Origin of the sequence: Phenylobacterium sp., assembly GCF_030693805.1 — a bacterium.
In the GTDB taxonomy this organism is placed as follows: domain Bacteria; phylum Pseudomonadota; class Alphaproteobacteria; order Caulobacterales; family Caulobacteraceae; genus Phenylobacterium.
Genome location: NZ_JAUXZW010000335.1, coordinates 1 through 18,963, shown reverse-complemented (window position 1 = coordinate 18,963; position 18,963 = coordinate 1). Strand labels below are relative to the sequence as shown.

Below are 18,963 nucleotides of genomic sequence, written 5' to 3'. Positions count from 1 at the left end.
CCCAACCTCTGACCGCCCTTTCGAATCGGCGACCGCCTGTCTCGCGGTCGCCAAATCGAACGCCGTCGGCAGCGACCTGTTCCGCTTAGGCGGCGGCCTTGTTCGAGGTGCGCGGGTGGAAGAACAGCGCCTGGCCGATGGCCGCCTTCACCGTCTCCGGCTGGAACGGCTTGGTGATCAAGAAGGTGGGCTCCGGCCGCTCGCCGGTCAGCAGGCGTTCGGGGAAGGCGGTGATGAAAATCACCGGCACGTCGAAGCGCGCCAGGATATCCTTCACCGCATCGATGCCGCTGGAGCCGTCGGCCAACTGGATGTCGGCCAGCACCAGACCGGGCGTCTTGCGCGCAACCGCATCGACCGCCTCGGTACGGGTCGCGGCGATATCGACCACGGTGTGGCCCAGTTCCTTGACCAGCGCTTCGATGTCGGCGGCGATCACCGGTTCGTCCTCGATGATCAGCACCTCGGTGGCGAGCTCGGCGTCGATCTCCTTCTGCGCCTCGGAGATCAGTTGCTCGACTTCCGGGAAGTCGGTGCCGAGGATCTGTGCGGCTTCGCTGGGCGTGAACCCTTCGAGTGCGGTCAGTAGGAACGCCTGGCGCGATCGCGGCGCGATGCGCATTAGGCGACGGGTGGTGTCGTCGGACGGGCCGCCGTCATCCAGCGGCGTGTCCTCGAGTTGCGCGCCCGACGTGCACCAAATGGCATGGAACACGTGGTACAGCGCCACGCGCGGCGTAAGGTTCGCCTCCAGCACGCGTTCGCCCGCGGCCAGCGCCTCGAGCGCGACGCGGACGTAATGATCGCCGGTGGTCTGGTCACCGGTCAGAGCACGAGCGTAACGACGGACGTAGGGCAGGTGCGGCGCAAGGCGGGCGAGAAGATTCAAAACGACCCCCGGAAGCTGAAGCTAGGCAGGCGAATGGCGGGCTGCCCGACGCAGCCCTACGATAGCGGCGAAACGTCGGGGGAGGGAACCGGTTCCGCCGCTGGACCGTTTTGGCAGGCCTGCGTCGCGCAGGGAACCGGGGGCGAGGTGCTGCGTTGACTGGCGAGGATGACAAAGCAGGGGGACGGCAAGCGCGCGAGCGCGATGCCGACGACATGATCGAACAAAGGTCCAGCGAGGAGCGCCGCAACCCGTCGGCTGCACTTGATGAAGCGCGCCTGCGTCAGCAAGCGATCGGCGTGCGCCTGCGTCAGATGTTCGACGAAGTCGTGAACGAGCAGGTCCCTGACGAATTCCTGGATATTCTTCGGCAAGCGGATAAGCGCGCAGCGGAGAAGGGCTAATGGCCACCCCCGTGGAAGGCCGCCCTCCTCGCACCCCGCAGGAGGACGAAGCGTTCAAACGTGAGCTGGTCCAGCTCATTCCTCACCTTCGCGCCTTCGCCCGCACCCTGTGCGGCGACCCCGCCGCCGCCGATGATCTGGCGCAAGACGCCATGATGAAGGCGTGGGACGCCCGCGCCAGCTTTCAGATGGGCACCAACATGAAGGCCTGGACCTTCATGATCCTGCGCAACCAGTTCTACTCGGAGAAGCGTCGCTCGTGGCGTCAGAGCCAGCTCGACCAGGAGGCTGCCGAGCGGACCTTGGTGGCGGTGGACGATCCAGAAGCCCCGGTGGCGCTCGACGAGCTGCGTCTGGGCCTGTCGATGCTCCCGGCAGAACAGCGCGAGGCCCTGATCCTCGTCGGCGCCGGAGGCTTCGCCTACGAGGAAGCCGCTGAGATCTGCAACTGCGCCGTTGGCACGGTGAAGAGCCGGGTCAGCCGAGCGAGGCGTGCGCTGCACGCGATCCTCGAACAGGGCGCGTATGACCGCGACGGCGCCTCCGCGGGCGACGCCATGCGTTCTATCCTCGCCGACGCGGAGCGGCTAAGCACGGTCCGTTAGCGCAGCCGTGGGCCACTCCCAATGATCGGACAGCCCGGCGGATCTCCACGCACGATCCGGGTTCGCCTGATGGCGGCCCTGGCCGCGGCGCTGCTGCCGGTGCTGTTGCTTGGCGCCCTCCAATCGGCGATCGCTTTCAAGCGGGAGGGCGATCTCCTGCGGGCCAATCTCGGCATGGCGGCGGAGCGTAGCGCCACTACCGCGCGCGCCCGGCTCGAGGCGGCCGACCTGCTGCTGCAATCCCTTGCGCCCGGCTCCATCGGCTTCCAATGCGCCCAGCGTCTGGCCGAGGTGCAGCGGCGCATCCCGGGCTACGCCAACCTGATCCGCTTCGACGCCCGCGGGCGAACCGCCTGCGCCGCCGCCGACGTGCCGCAGGACAGCCAGCGACCGGGACGCGCCTGGTTCCGCCGCCTGGCCGAGGGCGAATCCCGCGTCATCACCCGTGATTCCGGCGCACGCTATTCGGGCGCGCCGTCGCTGCTCGCCGCCGCCCGCGCGGCCGACGCGCAGGGGCGGTTCGACGGCGCCTTCGTCGCCGTAATCCCGCTGGCCAGCCTGCAACCCAGCGGCGGCGACCCGGGGTTGCCCAAATCGCCGGAAGTGGCCCTGGTCGACAACGCCGGTCACTTCATCAGCCTGACCGACGCCAAGGCCTTCCCGGAATTGCCCCAGACCTGGCGCGACGGCTCGCGCACGCGCAACGCGCCGGTCTGGGCCGCGGTGGACCTTCGCGGCCAGCATCGGATCTACTCCGTCGCTCCGTTGGTCGGCGACGATGTCTTCGTGGTGCTGTCGGCGCAGGCGCCAGGCCTGTTCTCCTGGGCGCGACTGAATCCACTGACCGGCGTGGTGTTCCCGCTGCTCACCTTCCTCCTGGCGCTGGCCACCGTGTTCGTGGTCACCGAGCGCGTGGTGCTGCGGTGGATCGCCTACCTCCAGCGCATCGCCGCCCTGTACGCCCGCGGTCGTCTGAGCGTGCGTCCCGTGCAATCCGAACACATGCCGCCGGAGATCCGCGAGCTGGCGGAGACGCTGGAGCAGATGGCCGACGCGATCGTCGGGCGCGATGCGTCCCTGCGCGACTCCCTCGCCCAGAAGGACGCGCTGATGCGTGAGATCCACCACCGGGTGAAGAACAACCTGCAAGTCATCTCCAGCCTGCTGAACATGCAGCAGCGCTCGCTGACCGACCCTGCGGCGCGCGCGGCGATGTCCGACACCCGCCAGCGGATCACCGCCCTCGCCCTGATCTACCGCGCCCTCTACCAGGGGCCCGACCTGAAGCGGGTCGATCTGCGGCCGTTCCTGGAAGAGCTCACAGCGCAGCTGATCGCCGGTGAGATGTCGCACGGCCCACAGGTGCGCACCGAGATGAACATCGAGGCCCTGGTGATCGACCCGGACCGGCTCGCGCCGCTGGCGCTGTTCGCGGTCGAAGCCATCACCAACGCCCAGAAACATGCCTTCGCCGGTCGTGGCGGCGTGCTCACAGTGGATTTCCATGTGATCGGCGACGACGCCCAACTGGAGATCACCGACGACGGCCAGGCCTCCGAGGAGGCGCTGGCGGCGGCCGGCGTCGGCCGCACCTTGATGAGCGCCTTCGCTCGCCAGCTACGCGGCCGCGCCGACCTGACGCGCAACGCGGCCGGCGGCGTCACCGCGCGGTTGATCTTTCCGACGCCAGCCAATGTCCAACCTGCGGTCGCAGAGGTCGAAGGCGGGAACCAAGCTGCAGCGTAAGCGTTCGCCGAAGCGCAAGAGTTTCAAACCGGGAGTGGAAAATGCGTAAAGTTGTTCTTATGGCGGTGCTCGCCGCCAGCATGGCGGTCGCGGCCTGCAACACGATGTCCGGCGCCGGCAGGGATGTGTCCGCCGCCGGTAAGGCGGTCACCTCGACGGCCGAAGACGCCAAGCAGTAGATCGATCCGAGCTGCTGAGATTGACGACCCCGTCGCTAACGCGGCGGGGTCTTTCTTTTTGGGGTCAAGCCGCCGCGCGATAGGCGGGATCGGGTCTGAACAGGCCGTCGCACCCGACAACGGCGCGGAGCGCGGGCGTCGCTTCCGCCAGCCGTTCGCCGACGCCAAGATAGATGACGCCGTTAGGTTCAAGCAGCAGAGCGAGGTTCTCGATGACCCGCTTGCGCATCGGCTCGACCAGCGAACTGAGCAGGTAGCGACAGAAGATCACGTCGAAGCGGCCCAGAGTCGACAGGTCGCTCACCAGATTGGTTCGACGCCAGCGGACCATCTGACGGATCCGCGGCGACAGACGCCACATCTCGTCGAACTTCTCGAAGTGCTGCACCAGGCGGCGCACATGCAGGCCGCGCTGGACTTCAAACTGCGTGTAGAGGCCGCTCTGCGCCTTCTCCAGCGCGCGCTCATTGAGATCGGAGGCGAACAGGTCGACGCGCACGCCGCTCAGGTGCGCGCGCTGTTCCTCGACCGCCATGGCCAGAGAGTAGACCTCCTGGCCCGACCCGCAGGCGGCGCTCCATACGCGGATTGGCCGGCCTTCGCCGTTGGCGGCGAGTTGGGGCAGCAGTACGTCGCGGAAATGGTCAAACGGCGCCTGGTCGCGGAAGAACGAGGTCTCGCCCATGGTCATCGCCTCGACCACGGCCCAGATCATCCGCTCTTCGCGGCGGGTGCGCAGCGCGAGCAGCATCTCCTCGATCGAACCGAATCCGTCGCGGCGCGCCACCGGCGCCAGCCGACTCTCCAGCAGATAGATCTTGGCTGGGTCGACCTTCAGGCCGGCGCGCGCCTCGCACAGGTGGGCCACCATTTCGGCGTCGTCGCGCTTCACGTCAGCCCCGCCTGAAAGAACTTCGAGGCGACGATCTCGCCGTCGAACGGCTTCATGATGAACTCGTCGGCGCCGCAGGCCAGAGCCTCGTTGATGTGCGCCACGTCGTTCTCCACGGTGCAGAACACCACGCGCGGACGATCCCCGCCGACCTCGGCGCGCAGGTGCTTGAGGAAATCGATCCCCGACATCACCGGCATGTTCCAGTCCAGCAGCACGGCGTCAGGCATCGCAGCCCGGCACCAGGCCAGGGCTTCCGCCCCGTCCGAGGCTTCGGCGATCTCGAAACCGAGATCCTCAAGGATGCGTCGCGCCACTTTCCGGATCACCCGGCTGTCGTCCACGACGAGGCAGGTCTTCATCAAAGCGCCTCCGGTCGCGCTACTTTTGCGGCCCGGCAGGTTAAGGAGCGGTTTGGAAAGCGCCGCCTCAGGCTGGCAGCGTCGCCGCGAAGGTGACCTTGTCGTCGCCAACGTCGGCGAACACCCGTCCACCGGCGTCTGTCAGGAGTTGGTGAAGGTAGTAGGCTTGCACCCAATGGCCGTGCAGCCCCTCGCCCATCATCTCGCCGCGCAGGCCGGCGAGAACCTCCGGACGCAGGCGCGCACGTGGTCCCGTGGCCTCCACCGCGATCGCCACCACTTCGCCCTCCTGGGCCACGCGCACCAGGGTCGTCCCACCGGTCGGCAGGGCCGCTCCGCCCAACTGCGCCAGGTTCAGCACAGCGCGCGCCGCCGGCTTGTTCAGTCCGGCCGGCTCCACCTTCCACTCCAGGTCGGCGCGCACGTGGGCGAACACGCCCTGGGCCAGGGTCTCCAACTCACGGGAATCGAACACCGCAGCGGAGGAAGAGGCGCCGAACGCCACCCGGCAGAAGGCCAGCAGCTGCGACAGTTTTCGCGCGCTGGAGCCGATCAGCTCCATGGCCTCCTGACGCATGTCCTGGGCGCTGGGATCGTCCAGCAGATCGAGGCCGGAGACGATGGCGCTCGCCGGGCTGATCAGGTCATGGCAGAGGCGCGCCGCCAGATGGGCGGCCAGTTCTGCCGGGCGGAGAGCGGCGTCGTTGAGGGCTGCGGCGGGCGTCAGGTCGGTCATCGGGCCAGTCTGGGCTGATTTGGCCCTTTGGAAAACACCAGCCGCCCCGCTAGACAGGTCGCGCATGAACGGCCTCGACCCCTTCATAGAGCCCGGCGCCCTGGTCCGCCTGGCAGGGATGGAGGCCTGGGGCCTGGGCCAGGTCCAGTCGGTGGCTGGAACCAGGGTCACGGTGAATTTCGAACACGCCGGCAAGCAGGTGATCGACGCGCAGCGCGTCGCCCTGATCTTTGTCGGCGACGACCCAAGGAACACCTGATGAACGACATCGGTCGCGACCTGGCGCTGATCTGCGAGGAAGCGGCGCGTCTGGTGCTGCCGCTCTGGCGCTCTGGCCTGGCGGTGAGCCAAAAGGCCGACGACAGCCCCGTCACAGAGGCGGACCGGCGCGGCGAGGCGCTGATCCTGGAGCGCCTGGCCGCGCTCTATCCCGGCGTACCGGTGATCTCGGAGGAGGACGCCAGCGAGTTCGGTACGCCCGAGGCGATCGGGCCGCGGTTCTTTCTTGTCGATCCGGTCGACGGCACCAAGGCGTTCGTGCGCGGAGATCCCAACTTCACCGTCAACATCGCGCTGATCGAGGACGCCAGGCCGGTCGCCGGCGCGGTCGTCGCCCCGGCCACCGCCGAGACCTGGTTCACCACGGCGCAGGGCGCTACGAAGCGCACGGCCGGCGAAGGCGAGCGGCCCGCCCGCGCGCGCGCCTGGCCAAAGGGCGGCGGTCTCGCTCTGGTCAGCCACACGATGAACGACGGAGCGGCCCGCGCGCTCGCCGAGCGCTATGGCTTCGCGGACCGCAAGGCGATGGATTCCTCGATCAAGTTCTGTCGCATCGCCGAGGGCTTCGCCGACATCTATCCCCGCCACGGCCCGACCATGGAATGGGACATCGCCGCCGGCCACGCGGTGCTTCAGGCGGCTGGCGGCTCGGTGCTGACGCCGGAGGGCGAGCCGTTCCTGTACGGCAAGGCCGCTACCGGCTTCCGCAACGGCGCATTCGTCGCCCGAGGCGTCTGAGACTGCAACGCGGTCGCATCATGCTTGCGATTGCAATACGTTCTCATCTAATGAACTCCTGAACATCTGACTGCTCAGGGGCGGGCCATGACCGTATCGGTGACTGCGAAACTTCGCCGGCTGTGGTTCAACATCCACCTGTGGCTGGGCGTCGGACTGTTGGTGGCGGTGATTCCGCTAGCGATCTCCGGTTCCGCCCTGGTCTGGCACGACGGGCTCGAGCGGGCCCTGCATCCCGATCGCTTCGCGGTCAGCGGACCGCAACTCGCCAAGCCGTTGTCGGCCTATGTCGAGACCGCGAACACCGCCTTCCACGGTGACGCCACGCTGACCCAGTTGCGCCTGCCGGCGGAACCTGGCGCCCCGGTCGTCGCCATTGGACGCATCAAGGGCGAGCCTGGCCCAGGCGGGCGGCCGCGCAGCCTCAACGTCTGGATCGATCCGCCGACGGCGGCGCCGCTGGGGGTGGCGGAGGGCGGGTCCGGTCTGGTCCCCTGGCTGCATCGCCTGCACGGCACGCTGCTGATCCCGCAGATCGGGCGCAAGGTGGTCGGCTGGCTGGGCTGGGCGATGTTCATCAGCTGCGCGACGGGGCTGTGGCTCTGGTGGCCGCGCAACGGCGCCGTCGCCAAAGGCCTGCGCTGGCGGCGTGGGCCGACCACGACCTTCAACCTGCACCATATGGTCGGCTTCTGGATCTGCATTCCGCTGGCGATCGCCTCGTTGACCGGGGTCTACATCTCGTTCCCGCAGACGAGCCGAGCGCTGTTCGGGGTCGCACCCCCGGAAGCCGCCAGGCCAGCCGGCGCGGCGCGCCCTGGAGGTCAAGGCGGCGGCCAGGGGGGTCAGGGAGGTCCCGGCGGCCGGTTCGCGCCGCCCGTGGAGCGCACGGCGCTCACCCTCGATCGCGCCGCGGCCCTGGCGCTGGACGGCAAGGCCGGCGCCCAGTTGGTCTCGATCAGCGTCCCGACCCGCGGCAAGGACCCCGCCTGGCGCGTGCAGATTAGGCCGCAGGGCGCGAAGACGCCGAGCACCGTCCAGGTGGTCGACGCCAGCGGCGTCGTGAAGGCCGACCGTAGCGGCGGCGGACCTGATCCCCTGTCGCGCTGGATGCGGCGCATTCACGACGGCGACGACATGGGGATCGTCTGGCAGATCGTCGTGTTCCTGGGCGGCCTGGCGCCGCCGCTGCTCGGGATCACCGGCCTGATCATGTGGCTGCGGGGCCGCAAGCGGCGCGTCGCGTTGAGGCCTGCGCCCCAGACCTGACCTTCCGCGGACACTGTCGCCGACGGCTTCAACTGATCGGGCGGCGCGGGCACATTTTTGCGAATAATTCTCATTGCCAAGATACATGTCTTTTAATAGTAACGACTCGCAATCGCATGGACGCGACGGCGTCTGACGAGAACGGGGACGGGGATGACGACGCGTATGAATTCCGGGGTATCGGCCCGCGCCAAGCGCGCGCTGACAGTGGCGGCGGTGGCGGGGCTCGCCGGGCTTTCGATCAACAACAGCGCGGTGGCCGCCGAGGCCGAAGCCACGGCCACGGCCGGCGCCACGGTGAACGCCGACGGCAGCTCCACCCTCTCCGGCATCGACGTCACCGCGCAGCGCAAGCAGCTCGACTCGCCGAAGTACACCGCCCAACCCCTGGACAATCCCCAGACCGTCACCGTCGTCTCGCGCGGCGTCATCGAGGCGCAGAACCTGCTGTCGCTGCGCGACATCCTGTCGACCGTGCCCGGCATCACCTTCGGCGCTGGCGAGGGCGGCGGCGGCTTCGGCGACAGCATCAACCTGCGCGGCTATTCGGCCAACAACGACATCACCGTCGACGGCGTGCGCGACAGCGCCCAGTACAGCCGCTCCGACCCGTTCAACCTCGAGCAGCTCGAGGTCGTCAACGGCGCGAACTCGGTCTATTCGGGCGCGGGTTCGGTGGGCGGCTCGATCAACCTGGTCAGCAAGCGCCCCGGCGGCCGCGACGCATCGGTGGTCAGCGCGGGGATCGGCACGGACGGCTACGGCCGGCTGACGCTGGACGCCAACCGCACGATCGGCGACGGCGTCGCCGTGCGCCTGAACGCCATGGTCCATAAGCAGGACGCGCCCGGCCGCGACGTCGAGAAGTTCGAGCGTTGGGGCGTCGCGCCCTCGGTGACCATCGGCATGGGCGGCGACACCCAGTTCACCGCAATGTACTTCCACCAGGAAGACAAGAACGTCCCGCAGTATGGCGTGCCGTTCTACAATGGCCGCCCGGCGCCCGGCGTCGATCCGTCCAACTACTACGGCTACAGCAACGTCGATAAGCAGGAACAGCAGATCGACATGCTGACCGGCATCTTCGAGCACCGGTTCAGCGACAGCCTGAAGCTGCGCAACCTGACCCGCTACCAGCAGGTCACCCAGCTTACCATCGTCGATCCGCCCCAAGGCGTGTTCTGCCTGGCCAACGGCCTGAAGCCGGTGGCCTGGAGCCAGTCGACGACGGTCACCAACATCAGCGGCTACACGCCTTGCGTCGCCGGCGACCCGGCGCCCGGCTTCTACCTGCCCAGCGGCCCGCGCGGCGTCTATCGCGACGGCGAGAACACGCTGCTCTACAACCAGACCGACTTCACCTGGCGCGGCGAGACCGGCGGCCTGACGCACGACCTGGTGGTCGGCGCGGCGTTCACCTCCGAGACCTTCGAACTGTCCAACGGCAATGTCTTGCGCAACGCCAACGGCACGGCCGTGGTGCTGCCGCAGATGAACATCGCCAACCCGGTGAACGTCTATACGGGCGCCTACAACTACATCCAGGGCGGCGGCGCGGCCCCGACCGGCACGCCGCTGGCCTTCCCGGCCGGCGCCCAGGACGGCGAGCGCCGCAACCAGGCGGTCTATCTGTTCGACAACATCACCATCACCCCGATGTGGTCGGTGAATTTCGGCGTGCGCTACGAGCATAACGAGGGCGAGAACTCGTCGGGCTACTACACCTCGGCCGGCTTCCTGCCGAACCCGTCGGGCGGCCTGGCTCCCGGACCGGCCCAGGCGGGCGCGCCAGGCGGCGTGTTCAGCGGTCGCGGCCCGTTGTTCAAGAGCGATGAGAACCTGTTCTCCTACCGCCTCGGCCTGGTGTTCAAGCCGATCCCCAACGCCAGCCTCTATGTCGCCTACGGCAACTCCAAGACCCCGTCCCAGGCGACGGTGAACGGCGCCGGTGCCTGCACAGCGCTGACCTGCACCGTCGATCCGGAAGAGGCCGAGACCATGGAGATCGGCGCCAAATGGGACCTGGCCCAGGGCCTGTCGCTGACCGGCGCTGTGTTCCGCAACGACCGCACCAACTACAGGGTGGCCTCGGGCGATCCGACGATCCCCGCCATGCAGCTGGACGGCAGCGCGCGCGTCCAGGGCCTGTCGCTGGGCGCGTCTGGCCGGATCACCCCGGAATGGTCCGTGTTCGCCAACTACACCTATCTCGACAGCGAGGTGCTGCAGGGCGCGGACAACTTCACGTCCCTGCTGGGTCGTGACTTCATCAAGGGCGATCCGATCGCCAACACGCCAGACCACGCCTTCAGCGTTTTCACCACCTATGACCTGCCGCACGATGTGCAGATCGGCTACGGCGCGACCTATCAGGGCGAGTACTACCTGACCCAGCACGCGGCGATCACCAACTCCAACCCGCCGACCCGCACCACCATCCCGCTGGTCACCACCGAGGCCTACTGGGTGCACCGCGCCACGGTGGCCTGGAGCCCGACCCGCGACATCGAGCTGCGGCTCAACGTCAACAACCTGTTCGACGAGGAGTACTATCAGCGCGGTCGCAACAACGGCTGGGCGACGCCCGGCGAGACCCGCAGCGCCACCCTCACCCTCAACTATCGGTTCTGATCCTCCCTCGAAGGACCGATGGTCTGCGCCCCGTCCGGCACGCCCGGCCGGGGCGCACTTTCATTGACGGCCCGCCCCCGGCTCTGGGATAGGCCGTCCAGGAAAGGCGCGCGCCGATGATGCTGCAGATCCCCCAGGTGCTGACCAAGGCGCAGGTGGCCCAGGCGCGCGCGCTGATCGACGCCGGCGAATGGGTCGACGGCAACGTCACCTCCGGCTTCCAGTCGGCGCTGGCCAAGAACAACCTGCAGCTACCGGAAGGCTCGGCCGCGTCGCTTCAGGCGGGCGCGCTGGTGCGCGAGGCGCTGACCCGCAACGCCCTGTTCACCACCGCCGCTCTCCCGGCCTCGGTGTTCCCGCCGATGTTCAACCGCTACGGCCCGGGCAAGACCTTCGCCGACCACTTTGACAACGCCATCCGCCAGGACCGCGACGGCGTGCGCCTGCGCGCCGACATCTCGGCCACCCTGTTCCTCTCCGAGCCTGACCAGTACGAGGGCGGCGAGCTGACCGTCGAGGACACCTACGGCGTCCATCAGGTGAAACTCGAGGCCGGCGACCTGATCCTTTATCCCGCCTCCAGCCTGCACCGGGTGGAGCCGGTGACCGCCGGCGAACGCACCGCCGCGGTGCTGTGGGTGCAGAGCCTGGTGCGTGAGGACGCCCGCCGCGCCCTGCTGTTCGACATGGACATGGCCGTGCAGAGCGCCGGCGCGCGCCTGGGCCAGGGCGACACCGCGGTCATCGCGCTCACCGGCGCCTACCACAACCTGTTGCGCATGTGGGCCGAGTTGTAGAAAGCCGCGCTCTTCCAAGAGGAACCCGCACCGGCTAGAGGTGCGCTCAAGTTCCGGGGAGGGAATAGATGGCCGAGATCGCCGTAGAGTCGTCTGGCGAGGCGAAACCCGCCACGCCCTTGCGCACCGTCGTTGCGGCCTCGGCGGCCGGCACGGCGTTCGAGTGGTACGACTTCTTCGTCTTCGGCAGCCTGGCTCAGGTCATCTCCAAGACCTTCTTCTCCGGCCTCAACGACACCGCCGGATACATCGCCGCCCTGGCGCTGTTCGGCACGGGGTTCGCCTTCCGCCCGCTGGGCGCGCTGGTGTTCGGCCGGCTCGGCGACCGGGTGGGCCGCAAGGGCGCCTTCCTGTTCACCGTGGTGCTGATGGGCGGAGCGACCTTCTGCATCGGCCTGCTGCCGACCTACGCTCAGGCCGGGATCATCGCCCCGGCCCTGCTGATCCTGATGCGCATCCTGCAGGGTTTCGCGCTCGGGGGCGAATACGGCGGCGCGGCGATCTATGTCGCGGAGCACGCACCCCAAGGGCGGCGCGGCCAGTCGACAAGCTGGGTGCAGACCTCGGCGGCGTTCGGCCTGACCGGCGCGCTGGGCGTGATCCTGGTGACCCGGCTGATCCTCGGCAACGAGGCGTTCGACGCCTGGGGCTGGCGCATCCCGTTCCTGGTCTCCGCCGGCCTGCTGGCGATCTCCATCTGGATGCGCCTGAAGCTCTCGGAGAGCCCCGCCTTCGCCAAGCTGAAGGCCGACGGCGAGCAGTCCAAGGCGCCGTTCAAGGAAGCCTTCGTCCACTGGCCGAACCTGAAGATCGTGCTGCTGGCGCTGTTCGCCCTGATGTGTGCGCAAGGGGCCGTCTGGTACACGACCTTCTTCTACAGCCAGACCTTCATGGAGAAGTTCCTCAAGGTCCCGCCCGAGACGATCAACGGCCTGATGGCGGCGGGCGTGATCGTCAGCGCCGTCGGCTACGTGTTCTTCGGCTGGCTGTCCGATCGCATCGGCCGCAAGCCGGTGTTGCTGTTCGGCATGACCCTGATGCTGGTCGCCTACTTCCCCGGCTTCCACATGCTGACCCAGACGCTGAACCCGGCCCTGGCCGAGGCGGTGGAGCGCACGCCGGTGGTTGTGGTCGCCGACCCGGCCGAATGCTCGCTGCAATTCGATCCGGTGGGCAAGACCGCCTTCACCTCGTCCTGCGACATCGCCAAGAGCGTGCTGGCCAACGCCGGCGTCTCCTACACCAACCACGTCGCCCCGGCAGGCGCGCTCGCCCAGGTGCGGATCGGTCCCGATGTCGTCGCCTCCGTCGACGCGCGAGGGCTTGCGCCGGCCGACGCCAAGGCGCGCAAGGCCGAGGTCGAGGGTTGGATCAAGACCGGCCTCGCCCAGGCCGGCTATCCGGCCAAGGCCGACCCGGCGCGGATGAACCTGCTGGGCGCATTCGGCGTCATGCTGTTGTTCGTCACCGCCGCCACCGCGCTCTACGGCCCGCTCGCCGCGGCGCTGGTGGAGCTGTTCCCGACGAAGATCCGCTACACCGCGATGTCTCTGCCCTACCACATCGGCACCGGCTGGGTCGGCGGCTTCGTGCCGTTCACCGCCTTCGCCATCGTCGCGGCGGTGGGCGACATCTATTCGGGTCTGTGGTTCCCGGCGGTGTTCACCGCCATCTCGGTGGTGGTGGCGCTGTTCTTCCTGCCGGAGACCCGCCACCGCTCGCTGGACGACTAGCGGGTCACGCGCCCGGCGCGGCCAGCATCACCTCGACGACTACGCCCGCCTGGGCGATGGAGCGCAGCTCCACCTCGCGCGGGGCGGAGGTGACCACGCGCACGACGCGCAGGCCCTCCTGGGCGAGCGCCACGAGCCGGGACGGGGTCGCCGCCTCGACGCCCAGCCGCTCGGCGTCGCGCCGCGCCATGCCGATTATCGCCGGGTCCACGCCCGGGTCGGGCGCCAGCACGTCGGCCGCCGCCAGGGTGCGCGAGGCGCGCAGGGTCAGCAGGTCCGCTGGTCCGCGACCGGCGACGAACTGTATCCTGCCGATCGTGCCTTCGCCCTTCGCCAGCGCCTCGCGGAACAGCTCCGACGCCAGCTCCATGTCACCGGCCATCGCCGCCTCCGCCGCCGGCCCCGACAGGCCAGCCCGCAGGAAGGCCCGGCGCTGGTGCGGCTGCGGCAGCGCGCGGCGCACCTCGTCCTGGAACTTGCGAAACAGCGCCGCCACCCGGCCCGCGCCCTCGGGGATGCGCGCCTCGATGTCGTGACGCAGCAGGGTCGCCAGCACGGGAGAAGCCCCGCCCGTTCCGACCGCCGCCACCACCTCGCCGCGGTCGATCACCGCCGGCGTGGTGAAGTCGCAGAGCGCCGGGCGGTCGACGACGTTCACCGGCACATGGGCGGCATGCGCCGCGCTGACCGCGGCCTGGGCGTAGAGATCGTCAGGCGCGGCGATGAAGGCCAGGCACGCGCCACGATAGGATCCGGCGAGGAACGCCGCCGGACCGTCGATCCGCACGATCTGCGCCGGCGAACTCTCCAGCAGGCGAACCTTCGCCTCCGCCGCCTCGCCCGAGCCGGCGATCACCAGCTTGCGCCCGGCCAGCGGGAAGAAGGCGGGAAAGGCGTCCATGCCTACTTCAGGGTCTTCAGATAGCTGATCACCGCCGCGCGGTCGGCGGGCTTGGTCACCGCCACGGCCATCCGCGTGCCCGACGCGAACTTGCCCGGCGCGGCCAGGAAGGCGTCGAGGTTGGCGTCGGTCCAGGTCCCGCCTTTGGCCGCCAACGCGGGCGAGTACTCATAATCGGTGCGCGCCGCGATCTTCGCGCCAGCGACGCCAGCCAGCGCCGGGCCCATCGGCCCGCTGGCGGCGGCGTGGCACAGCTTGCACTGCATGGCGAACACCTTCGACCCGTCCTGGGCGGCGGCCGATGACGCGGCCAGGGCGCCGATCGCGGCAAGGACGGCAAGCTCGATGCGGATCATTATGGAATCTCCCAAGCGCGATGGTAGCGATTCGCTCAACAGGCCGCCATGTGGCGAACGCAGACGCCCCTCGCCTCACCGAGCAACACCAACGCGGCTACGATGCGAAGGTCTCCTGTCTGTCCGAGGCTCCGCAGGTGGAGACCTACAGATCTTCGACTCAAGGCTAAGCTTCACCGATCACTGCGGCAGTGTCGGCGGCGAACGAGCTCGATCGTCCTTCGAGCGCCGGCAGACGGTGAGAGGGAGAGATGCGATGCGCTACCTGGTGATCTACCGCCCTGAGAGCGGCGTCGAGGGCGGCATGCCCGACGCAGAACATATGCAGGCCATGGGCGACCTCATCGAGACCATGACCGCCAGCGGATCGTTGATCTCCACTGAACCTCTGGGCACGCGTGACAGGGGAGGTCGGGTGCGGCTGGCCGGCGGAGAATTCACGGTGTCCGAAGAGGCGGTGCGGGCCGGCGGTTTCGCCTTCCTCAACGCGGACTCGCGCGAGGCGGCGATCGAGCTCTGCAAGACCTTCCTGAAGGTCGCTGGCGACGGAACCTGCGAGCTACGCCAGGTCATGGAATTCGGCCCTCCGCCTGCGTGAGGTCGCCCCTGAGATCATCCGGGGCGTCGACGTCGAACAGCACGCCGTCGTCCGGCGCCTCGATCAGCGCCAGCCGGGGTCCCAGCGCGCCCAGCACGCCGCGGGCGCCGGCGTCGCCCCGAAGCGTCAGCAGGCCGGGGATCAGGGCCCGTCCGATCAGCGCCGGATGTCCCCGCTTGCCCGCGAACATCGGCGCCGCCGCGACCGCGCCGTCGCGCACCGCCTGCGCCAGCGGCCCGAGCACCGCGTGTGGAATGCGCGGCATGTCGCCGAGAAACACGAACACCCCTTCCGCCTGAGGACTGACAGCCGCCGCGGCCGTGCGCAGTGACGCGCCCATCCCCTCGGCGTGGTCGGCGGCATGGACCAGCTTCAGGTCGCTGGACCGACCGATTCGCTCGGCGAAGTCTCGCACCGCGCGGGCCACCCGCTCGGCGTCCGCGCCGGTGACCACGATCACGCGATCGACGGGAGCGGCGAAGGCTGCGGCCAGGACCGCGTCGATCAGCAGGCCGTCCTCCCAGGTCGCCAGCAGCTTGCCGCCGCCGAACCGCGAGCCTGAGCCTGCCGCCAGCACAATGGCCTCGAGGCCCTGCGACGCGCCCGCCCCTGTCGCCAAAGCCCGTTCCCCTCTATGTTAGGCGCAGCCATGACGCCATATGACGCCCCACTGCTGCAACCTGCGCGCCCGGCGACCCCGCTGGCCGACGGCTTCGGGCGCAGCGTGACCTATCTGCGGCTGTCGGTCACCGACCGCTGCGATCTGCGCTGCGTCTACTGCATGGCCGAGCATATGACCTTCCTGCCGAAGGCCGAGGTGCTGAGCCTGGAGGAGCTGGATCGCCTGGCCAGCGCCTTCATCGGGCTGGGCGTGAAGAAGCTGCGGATCACCGGCGGCGAGCCGCTGGTGCGCAAAGGCGTCATGGGCCTGCTCACCGGCCTGTCGCGCCACCTGCGCAGCGGCGCCCTCGACGAGCTGACCCTGACCACCAACGGCACCCGGTTGGCCGACTTCGCGCCCGAGCTGGCGGCGATCGGCATGAAGCGGATCAACGTCTCGCTCGACACCCTGAAGCCCGACCTCTTCCGCACGCTCACCCGTGGGGGCGACGTCGCCAAGGTGCTGGCCGGGATCGATGCGGCCCAGGCCGCGGGGCTCCAGGTCAAGATCAACGCCGTCGCCCTGCGCGACGACAACGCCGGCGAGCTGCACGAGCTGGTCGCCTGGGCGCACGGGCGCGGGCTCGATATGACGCTGATCGAAACCATGCCGCTGGGCGAGATCGAGGCCGACCGCACCGACCAGTTCCTGTCGCTGGAGGATGTGCGCCGCGAGTTCGCCAGCTTCTGGACCTTGACTGACCTGCCACTGTCGACGGGCGGCCCGGCGCGTTACGTCCACGTCGCCGAGACCGGCGGGCGGCTGGGCTTCATCACGCCGATGACCCACAACTTCTGCGAAGGCTGCAACCGCGTGCGGGTGACCTGCACTGGCACCCTCCACACCTGCCTGGGCCAGGACGACGCCACCGACCTGCGCGAAGTCATGCGCGCCGGCGCCGACGACGCCGCTCTGATCACGGCGATCCGCGGCGGGATCGACGTCAAGCCCAAGGGCCACGACTTCCACATCGCCCGCAGCGCCGCGCCCGCCGTCGCCCGCCACATGTCCACCACCGGCGGCTGAGATGGCCCGGGTGCTGCTGTTCGGACGCTTGAGCGACGTCGCCGGATGGCGCGAGCGCACGCTGGACGCGGGCGCCGGCTCCATCGCCGCGATCCGCGCCCTGCTAGCGGCCGAGGACGCCGATCTGGGCGAGGCCTTGGTCGCGCCGGGCGTGCAGGTCGCCGTCGATCAGGCGATCGTGCGCGGCGACCTGGTCCTCAGTGCGGCCTCGGAGGTCGCCTTCCTGCCGCCAATGAGCGGCGGATGATCCGCCTGACCGACCAGCCTTTCGACCCCGGCGCGCTGCTCAACGATTTCTGCAAGGGCCGCACCGAGAGCGGCGCGGTGGCGACCTTCGTCGGCATCGCCCGCGCCGAGGCCGGCCAGGCCGTGGCGCTGGAGCTCGAGGCCTATCCAGGGTTCACGGAAGCCGAAATCGGCCGCATCGCCGATGGCGCACTCACCCGCTTCGGCCTCGACGACACACTGATCGTCCATCGTGTCGGCCGCATCGCGCCGGGCGAGGCCATCGTCTTCGTCGCCACCGCGTCACGCCACCGCCGCGCGGCCTTCGAGGGCTGCGACTTCCTGATGGACTACCTGAAGAGCCGCGCGCCCTTCTGGAAGAAGGAGCATGGCCCGGACGGCGCACGCTGGGTCGAGCCGAGGCCGCAGGATCACACGGACGTCGCACGCTGGGATTAGGACAAGGTGGCGGCCCTCGCGCTAGGATAGGCGCGAAAAGCCTGCGCGGAGCCCCTGCCATGAACGCCCCAGTCCTCGCCCCCGGCGGACGCATCGACGAAAGCCAGTCGATCAAACCCGTCCGCGTCGCCGTTCTGACCGTCTCGGACACCCGCGACGAGGAGAGCGACACCTCCGGCCACGTGCTGGCCGAACGGGTGACCGGCGCCGGCCATGAGCTCGCCGCCCGCGCCATTGTCCGCGACGACATCCCCGCCATCCGCGGCCAGGTGAAGGCCTGGATCGCCTCAGGCTCGGTGGACGCGATCATCACCACCGGCGGCACCGGCATCACCGGCCGCGATGTGACGCCGGAAGCGCTGGAACCGCTGTTCGACAAGCGGATCGACGGCTTCTCGGTAATCTTCCACCTGGTCAGCTACCAGTCGGTGGGCCTGTCGACCTTGCAGTCGCGCGCCACCGCCGGCCTGATCGACGGGGTGTTCGTGTTCTGCCTGCCGGGCTCCAACGGCGCGGTGAAGGACGGCTGGGACAAGGTGATCTCCGCCCAGCTCGACAGCCGTCACGGCCCCTGCAACATGGTCGAGCTGATGCCCCGGCTGATGGAGCGATGAGCGGCCTCACCCATATCGACGAGACCGGCCGTGCGCGGATGGTCGACGTTTCAGGCAAGGCCTCCACGGCCCGCGAGGCGGTGGCCGAGGGCCTGGTGCGGATGCGGCCCGAGACCAAGGCGCTGGCTCTGTCCGGCGAGGCGCGCAAGGGTGACGTGCGCGCAGTGGCGGAGATCGCCGGCGTGATGGCGGCCAAGCGGACCAGCGACCTGATCCCGATGTGCCATCAACTGAACCTGTCGAAGGTCGAGGTGCGCGTCGAACCGCATGACGTCGGCCTGTCGGTGACCGCGCGGGTGCGCACCACCGGCGAAACCGGCGTGGAGATGGAGGCTCTGACCGCCGTCTCTGTCGCCTGCCTGACGCTCTACGACATGCTGAAGGCCGCCGAGAAGGGCATGGTCATCGAGGGCGTGCGCCTGCTGGAGAAGTCTGGCGGCGCGTCGGGCGACTGGCGGGCGTGAGTTCACAGACATGAAGTTGATGACCGTCGAGGCGGCGCGGGCCGCCATGCTTGCCGAGATTCCACGCCTGGCGTGCGAGGACGTGACCTTGGACGAGTCCATCGGCCGGGTGCTGGCGCAGGACGTGGCGGCGATCCGCGACCAGCCGCCGTTCGACGCCTCCGCCATGGACGGCTGGGCGGTGCGCTCCGGCGACGGCGACGGCGAGCGCACGATCATCGGCGAGAGCGCGGCCGGCCACGGCTTCGAAGGCGAGCTGGGCGGCGGCCAGGCGGTGCGCATCTTCACCGGCGCGGCCCTTCCCGCCGGCGCTGACGCCGTGGTCATCCAGGAGGACGCCGAGCGGCGTGGCGATCGCGTTGCGGTTCCTGCCGCCATGCCGCGCCAGAACGTGCGCCC

The 18,963-nt window shown here is 69.2% G+C and carries 23 protein-coding genes and 1 pseudogene; 17 read left to right on the top strand and 7 right to left on the bottom strand.

What is annotated here, in order from left to right; genetic code table 11:
- Nucleotides 1-85: 85 nt before the first annotated feature.
- Nucleotides 86-889 (bottom strand): response regulator, encoded by an 804-nt coding sequence (locus tag Q8M88_RS13165; protein ID WP_305597613.1) that lies wholly within the window; start codon nt 887-889, stop codon nt 86-88.
- A gap of 155 nt (nt 890-1,044) precedes the next feature.
- Between Q8M88_RS13165 and Q8M88_RS13160 the strand changes: the two genes are divergently transcribed.
- From Q8M88_RS13160 to Q8M88_RS13145, 4 genes are read left to right on the top strand one after another with little or no spacing between them, the layout of a single operon-like run.
- Nucleotides 1,045-1,293 (top strand): NepR family anti-sigma factor, encoded by a 249-nt coding sequence (locus Q8M88_RS13160; RefSeq protein ID WP_305597612.1) that lies wholly within the window; start codon nt 1,045-1,047, stop codon nt 1,291-1,293.
- Nucleotides 1,293-1,898 carry a sigma-70 family RNA polymerase sigma factor gene (locus tag Q8M88_RS13155; protein WP_305597611.1) on the top strand — a complete coding sequence of 202 codons (606 nt, stop codon included), beginning with the start codon at nt 1,293-1,295 and terminating at the stop codon, nt 1,896-1,898. Before Q8M88_RS13160 ends, Q8M88_RS13155 begins: the two co-directional genes overlap by 1 nt.
- A 21-nt stretch (nt 1,899-1,919) precedes the next feature.
- Nucleotides 1,920-3,644 (top strand): sensor histidine kinase, encoded by a 1,725-nt coding sequence (locus Q8M88_RS13150; protein ID WP_305597610.1) that lies wholly within the window; start codon nt 1,920-1,922, stop codon nt 3,642-3,644.
- A gap of 41 nt (nt 3,645-3,685) precedes the next feature.
- Complete coding sequence (locus Q8M88_RS13145; RefSeq protein ID WP_305597609.1) at nt 3,686-3,823, top strand: entericidin A/B family lipoprotein; 138 nt, start codon at nt 3,686-3,688, stop codon at nt 3,821-3,823.
- Nucleotides 3,824-3,887: 64 nt separating this feature from the next.
- Here Q8M88_RS13145 and Q8M88_RS13140 read toward each other — a convergent pair whose 3' ends face one another.
- The 3 genes from Q8M88_RS13140 to chpT form a co-directional block, all read right to left on the bottom strand.
- Complete coding sequence (locus Q8M88_RS13140) at nt 3,888-4,715, bottom strand: protein-glutamate O-methyltransferase CheR (RefSeq protein WP_305597608.1); 828 nt, start codon at nt 4,713-4,715, stop codon at nt 3,888-3,890.
- On the bottom strand, nt 4,712-5,077 hold the full coding sequence (locus Q8M88_RS13135) for a response regulator (RefSeq protein ID WP_305597607.1): 366 nt from the start codon (nt 5,075-5,077) through the stop codon (nt 4,712-4,714). Before Q8M88_RS13135 ends, Q8M88_RS13140 begins: the two co-directional genes overlap by 4 nt.
- 67 nt (nt 5,078-5,144) lie before the next feature.
- Nucleotides 5,145-5,813 carry a histidine phosphotransferase ChpT gene (gene chpT / locus Q8M88_RS13130; protein ID WP_305597606.1) on the bottom strand — a complete coding sequence of 223 codons (669 nt, stop codon included), beginning with the start codon at nt 5,811-5,813 and terminating at the stop codon, nt 5,145-5,147.
- 64 nt (nt 5,814-5,877) lie between these two features.
- On the opposite strand from chpT, the gene Q8M88_RS13125 reads away from it, so the two are divergent.
- From Q8M88_RS13125 to Q8M88_RS13100, 6 genes are all read left to right on the top strand, one after another.
- On the top strand, nt 5,878-6,072 hold the full coding sequence (locus Q8M88_RS13125; RefSeq protein ID WP_305597605.1) for a DUF3553 domain-containing protein: 195 nt from the start codon (nt 5,878-5,880) through the stop codon (nt 6,070-6,072).
- Nucleotides 6,072-6,830 carry a 3'(2'),5'-bisphosphate nucleotidase CysQ gene (gene cysQ, locus Q8M88_RS13120; RefSeq protein ID WP_305597604.1) on the top strand — a complete coding sequence of 253 codons (759 nt, stop codon included), beginning with the start codon at nt 6,072-6,074 and terminating at the stop codon, nt 6,828-6,830. Before Q8M88_RS13125 ends, cysQ begins: the two co-directional genes overlap by 1 nt.
- Before the next feature lie 87 nt (nt 6,831-6,917).
- Nucleotides 6,918-8,099 carry a PepSY domain-containing protein gene (locus Q8M88_RS13115; RefSeq protein ID WP_305597603.1) on the top strand — a complete coding sequence of 394 codons (1,182 nt, stop codon included), beginning with the start codon at nt 6,918-6,920 and terminating at the stop codon, nt 8,097-8,099.
- A gap of 153 nt (nt 8,100-8,252) precedes the next feature.
- Nucleotides 8,253-10,730 (top strand): TonB-dependent siderophore receptor, encoded by a 2,478-nt coding sequence (locus tag Q8M88_RS13110; protein ID WP_305597602.1) that lies wholly within the window; start codon nt 8,253-8,255, stop codon nt 10,728-10,730.
- Between the two features lie 116 nt (nt 10,731-10,846).
- Nucleotides 10,847-11,527 carry a Fe2+-dependent dioxygenase gene (locus Q8M88_RS13105; RefSeq protein ID WP_305597601.1) on the top strand — a complete coding sequence of 227 codons (681 nt, stop codon included), beginning with the start codon at nt 10,847-10,849 and terminating at the stop codon, nt 11,525-11,527.
- A 68-nt stretch (nt 11,528-11,595) separates the two neighbouring features.
- Nucleotides 11,596-13,260 (top strand): MFS transporter, encoded by a 1,665-nt coding sequence (locus Q8M88_RS13100; RefSeq protein ID WP_305597600.1) that lies wholly within the window; start codon nt 11,596-11,598, stop codon nt 13,258-13,260.
- Between the two features lie 4 nt (nt 13,261-13,264).
- On the opposite strand, the gene Q8M88_RS13095 is transcribed toward Q8M88_RS13100, so the two are convergent.
- Both Q8M88_RS13095 and Q8M88_RS13090 read right to left on the bottom strand, forming a co-directional pair.
- Nucleotides 13,265-14,161, bottom strand: a complete 897-nt coding sequence (locus tag Q8M88_RS13095) for an NAD(P)-dependent oxidoreductase (RefSeq protein ID WP_305597599.1) — start codon at nt 14,159-14,161, stop codon at nt 13,265-13,267.
- A 2-nt stretch (nt 14,162-14,163) separates the two neighbouring features.
- A complete protein-coding gene (locus Q8M88_RS13090) occupies nt 14,164-14,517 on the bottom strand; it encodes a cytochrome c family protein (protein WP_305597598.1) in 354 nt (117 codons plus the stop codon).
- Between the two features lie 256 nt (nt 14,518-14,773).
- Between Q8M88_RS13090 and Q8M88_RS13085 the strand changes: the two genes are divergently transcribed.
- Nucleotides 14,774-15,115, top strand: coding sequence for a YciI family protein (locus Q8M88_RS13085; RefSeq protein WP_305597597.1), 342 nt, complete (start codon nt 14,774-14,776; stop codon nt 15,113-15,115).
- Here Q8M88_RS13085 and Q8M88_RS13080 read toward each other — a convergent pair.
- Nucleotides 15,087-15,734 (bottom strand): nucleotidyltransferase family protein, encoded by a 648-nt coding sequence (locus Q8M88_RS13080; protein WP_305597596.1) that lies wholly within the window; start codon nt 15,732-15,734, stop codon nt 15,087-15,089. The genes Q8M88_RS13085 and Q8M88_RS13080 overlap by 29 nt on opposite strands.
- A 30-nt stretch (nt 15,735-15,764) precedes the next feature.
- Between Q8M88_RS13080 and moaA the strand changes: the two genes are divergently transcribed.
- From moaA to Q8M88_RS13050, 6 genes and pseudogenes are all read left to right on the top strand, one after another.
- Nucleotides 15,765-16,802, top strand: coding sequence for a GTP 3',8-cyclase MoaA (moaA, locus tag Q8M88_RS13075; protein WP_305597595.1), 1,038 nt, complete (start codon nt 15,765-15,767; stop codon nt 16,800-16,802).
- Nucleotide 16,803: 1 nt separating this feature from the next.
- Nucleotides 16,804-17,049: a MoaD/ThiS family protein gene (locus tag Q8M88_RS13070; RefSeq protein ID WP_305597594.1), complete on the top strand. Its 246-nt coding sequence runs from the start codon at nt 16,804-16,806 to the stop codon at nt 17,047-17,049.
- Nucleotides 17,046-17,486, top strand: a complete 441-nt coding sequence (locus Q8M88_RS13065; protein ID WP_305597593.1) for a molybdenum cofactor biosynthesis protein MoaE — start codon at nt 17,046-17,048, stop codon at nt 17,484-17,486. Before Q8M88_RS13070 ends, Q8M88_RS13065 begins: the two co-directional genes overlap by 4 nt.
- A 59-nt stretch (nt 17,487-17,545) precedes the next feature.
- Nucleotides 17,546-18,100 carry a molybdenum cofactor biosynthesis protein B gene (gene moaB, locus Q8M88_RS13060; protein WP_305597592.1) on the top strand — a complete coding sequence of 185 codons (555 nt, stop codon included), beginning with the start codon at nt 17,546-17,548 and terminating at the stop codon, nt 18,098-18,100.
- Nucleotides 18,097-18,564, top strand: coding sequence for a cyclic pyranopterin monophosphate synthase MoaC (gene moaC / locus Q8M88_RS13055; RefSeq protein WP_305597591.1), 468 nt, complete (start codon nt 18,097-18,099; stop codon nt 18,562-18,564). The genes moaB and moaC overlap by 4 nt, the downstream gene beginning before the upstream one ends.
- A gap of 10 nt (nt 18,565-18,574) precedes the next feature.
- A pseudogene (locus Q8M88_RS13050) lies at nt 18,575-18,963 on the top strand (molybdopterin molybdenumtransferase MoeA); the annotation flags it as partial.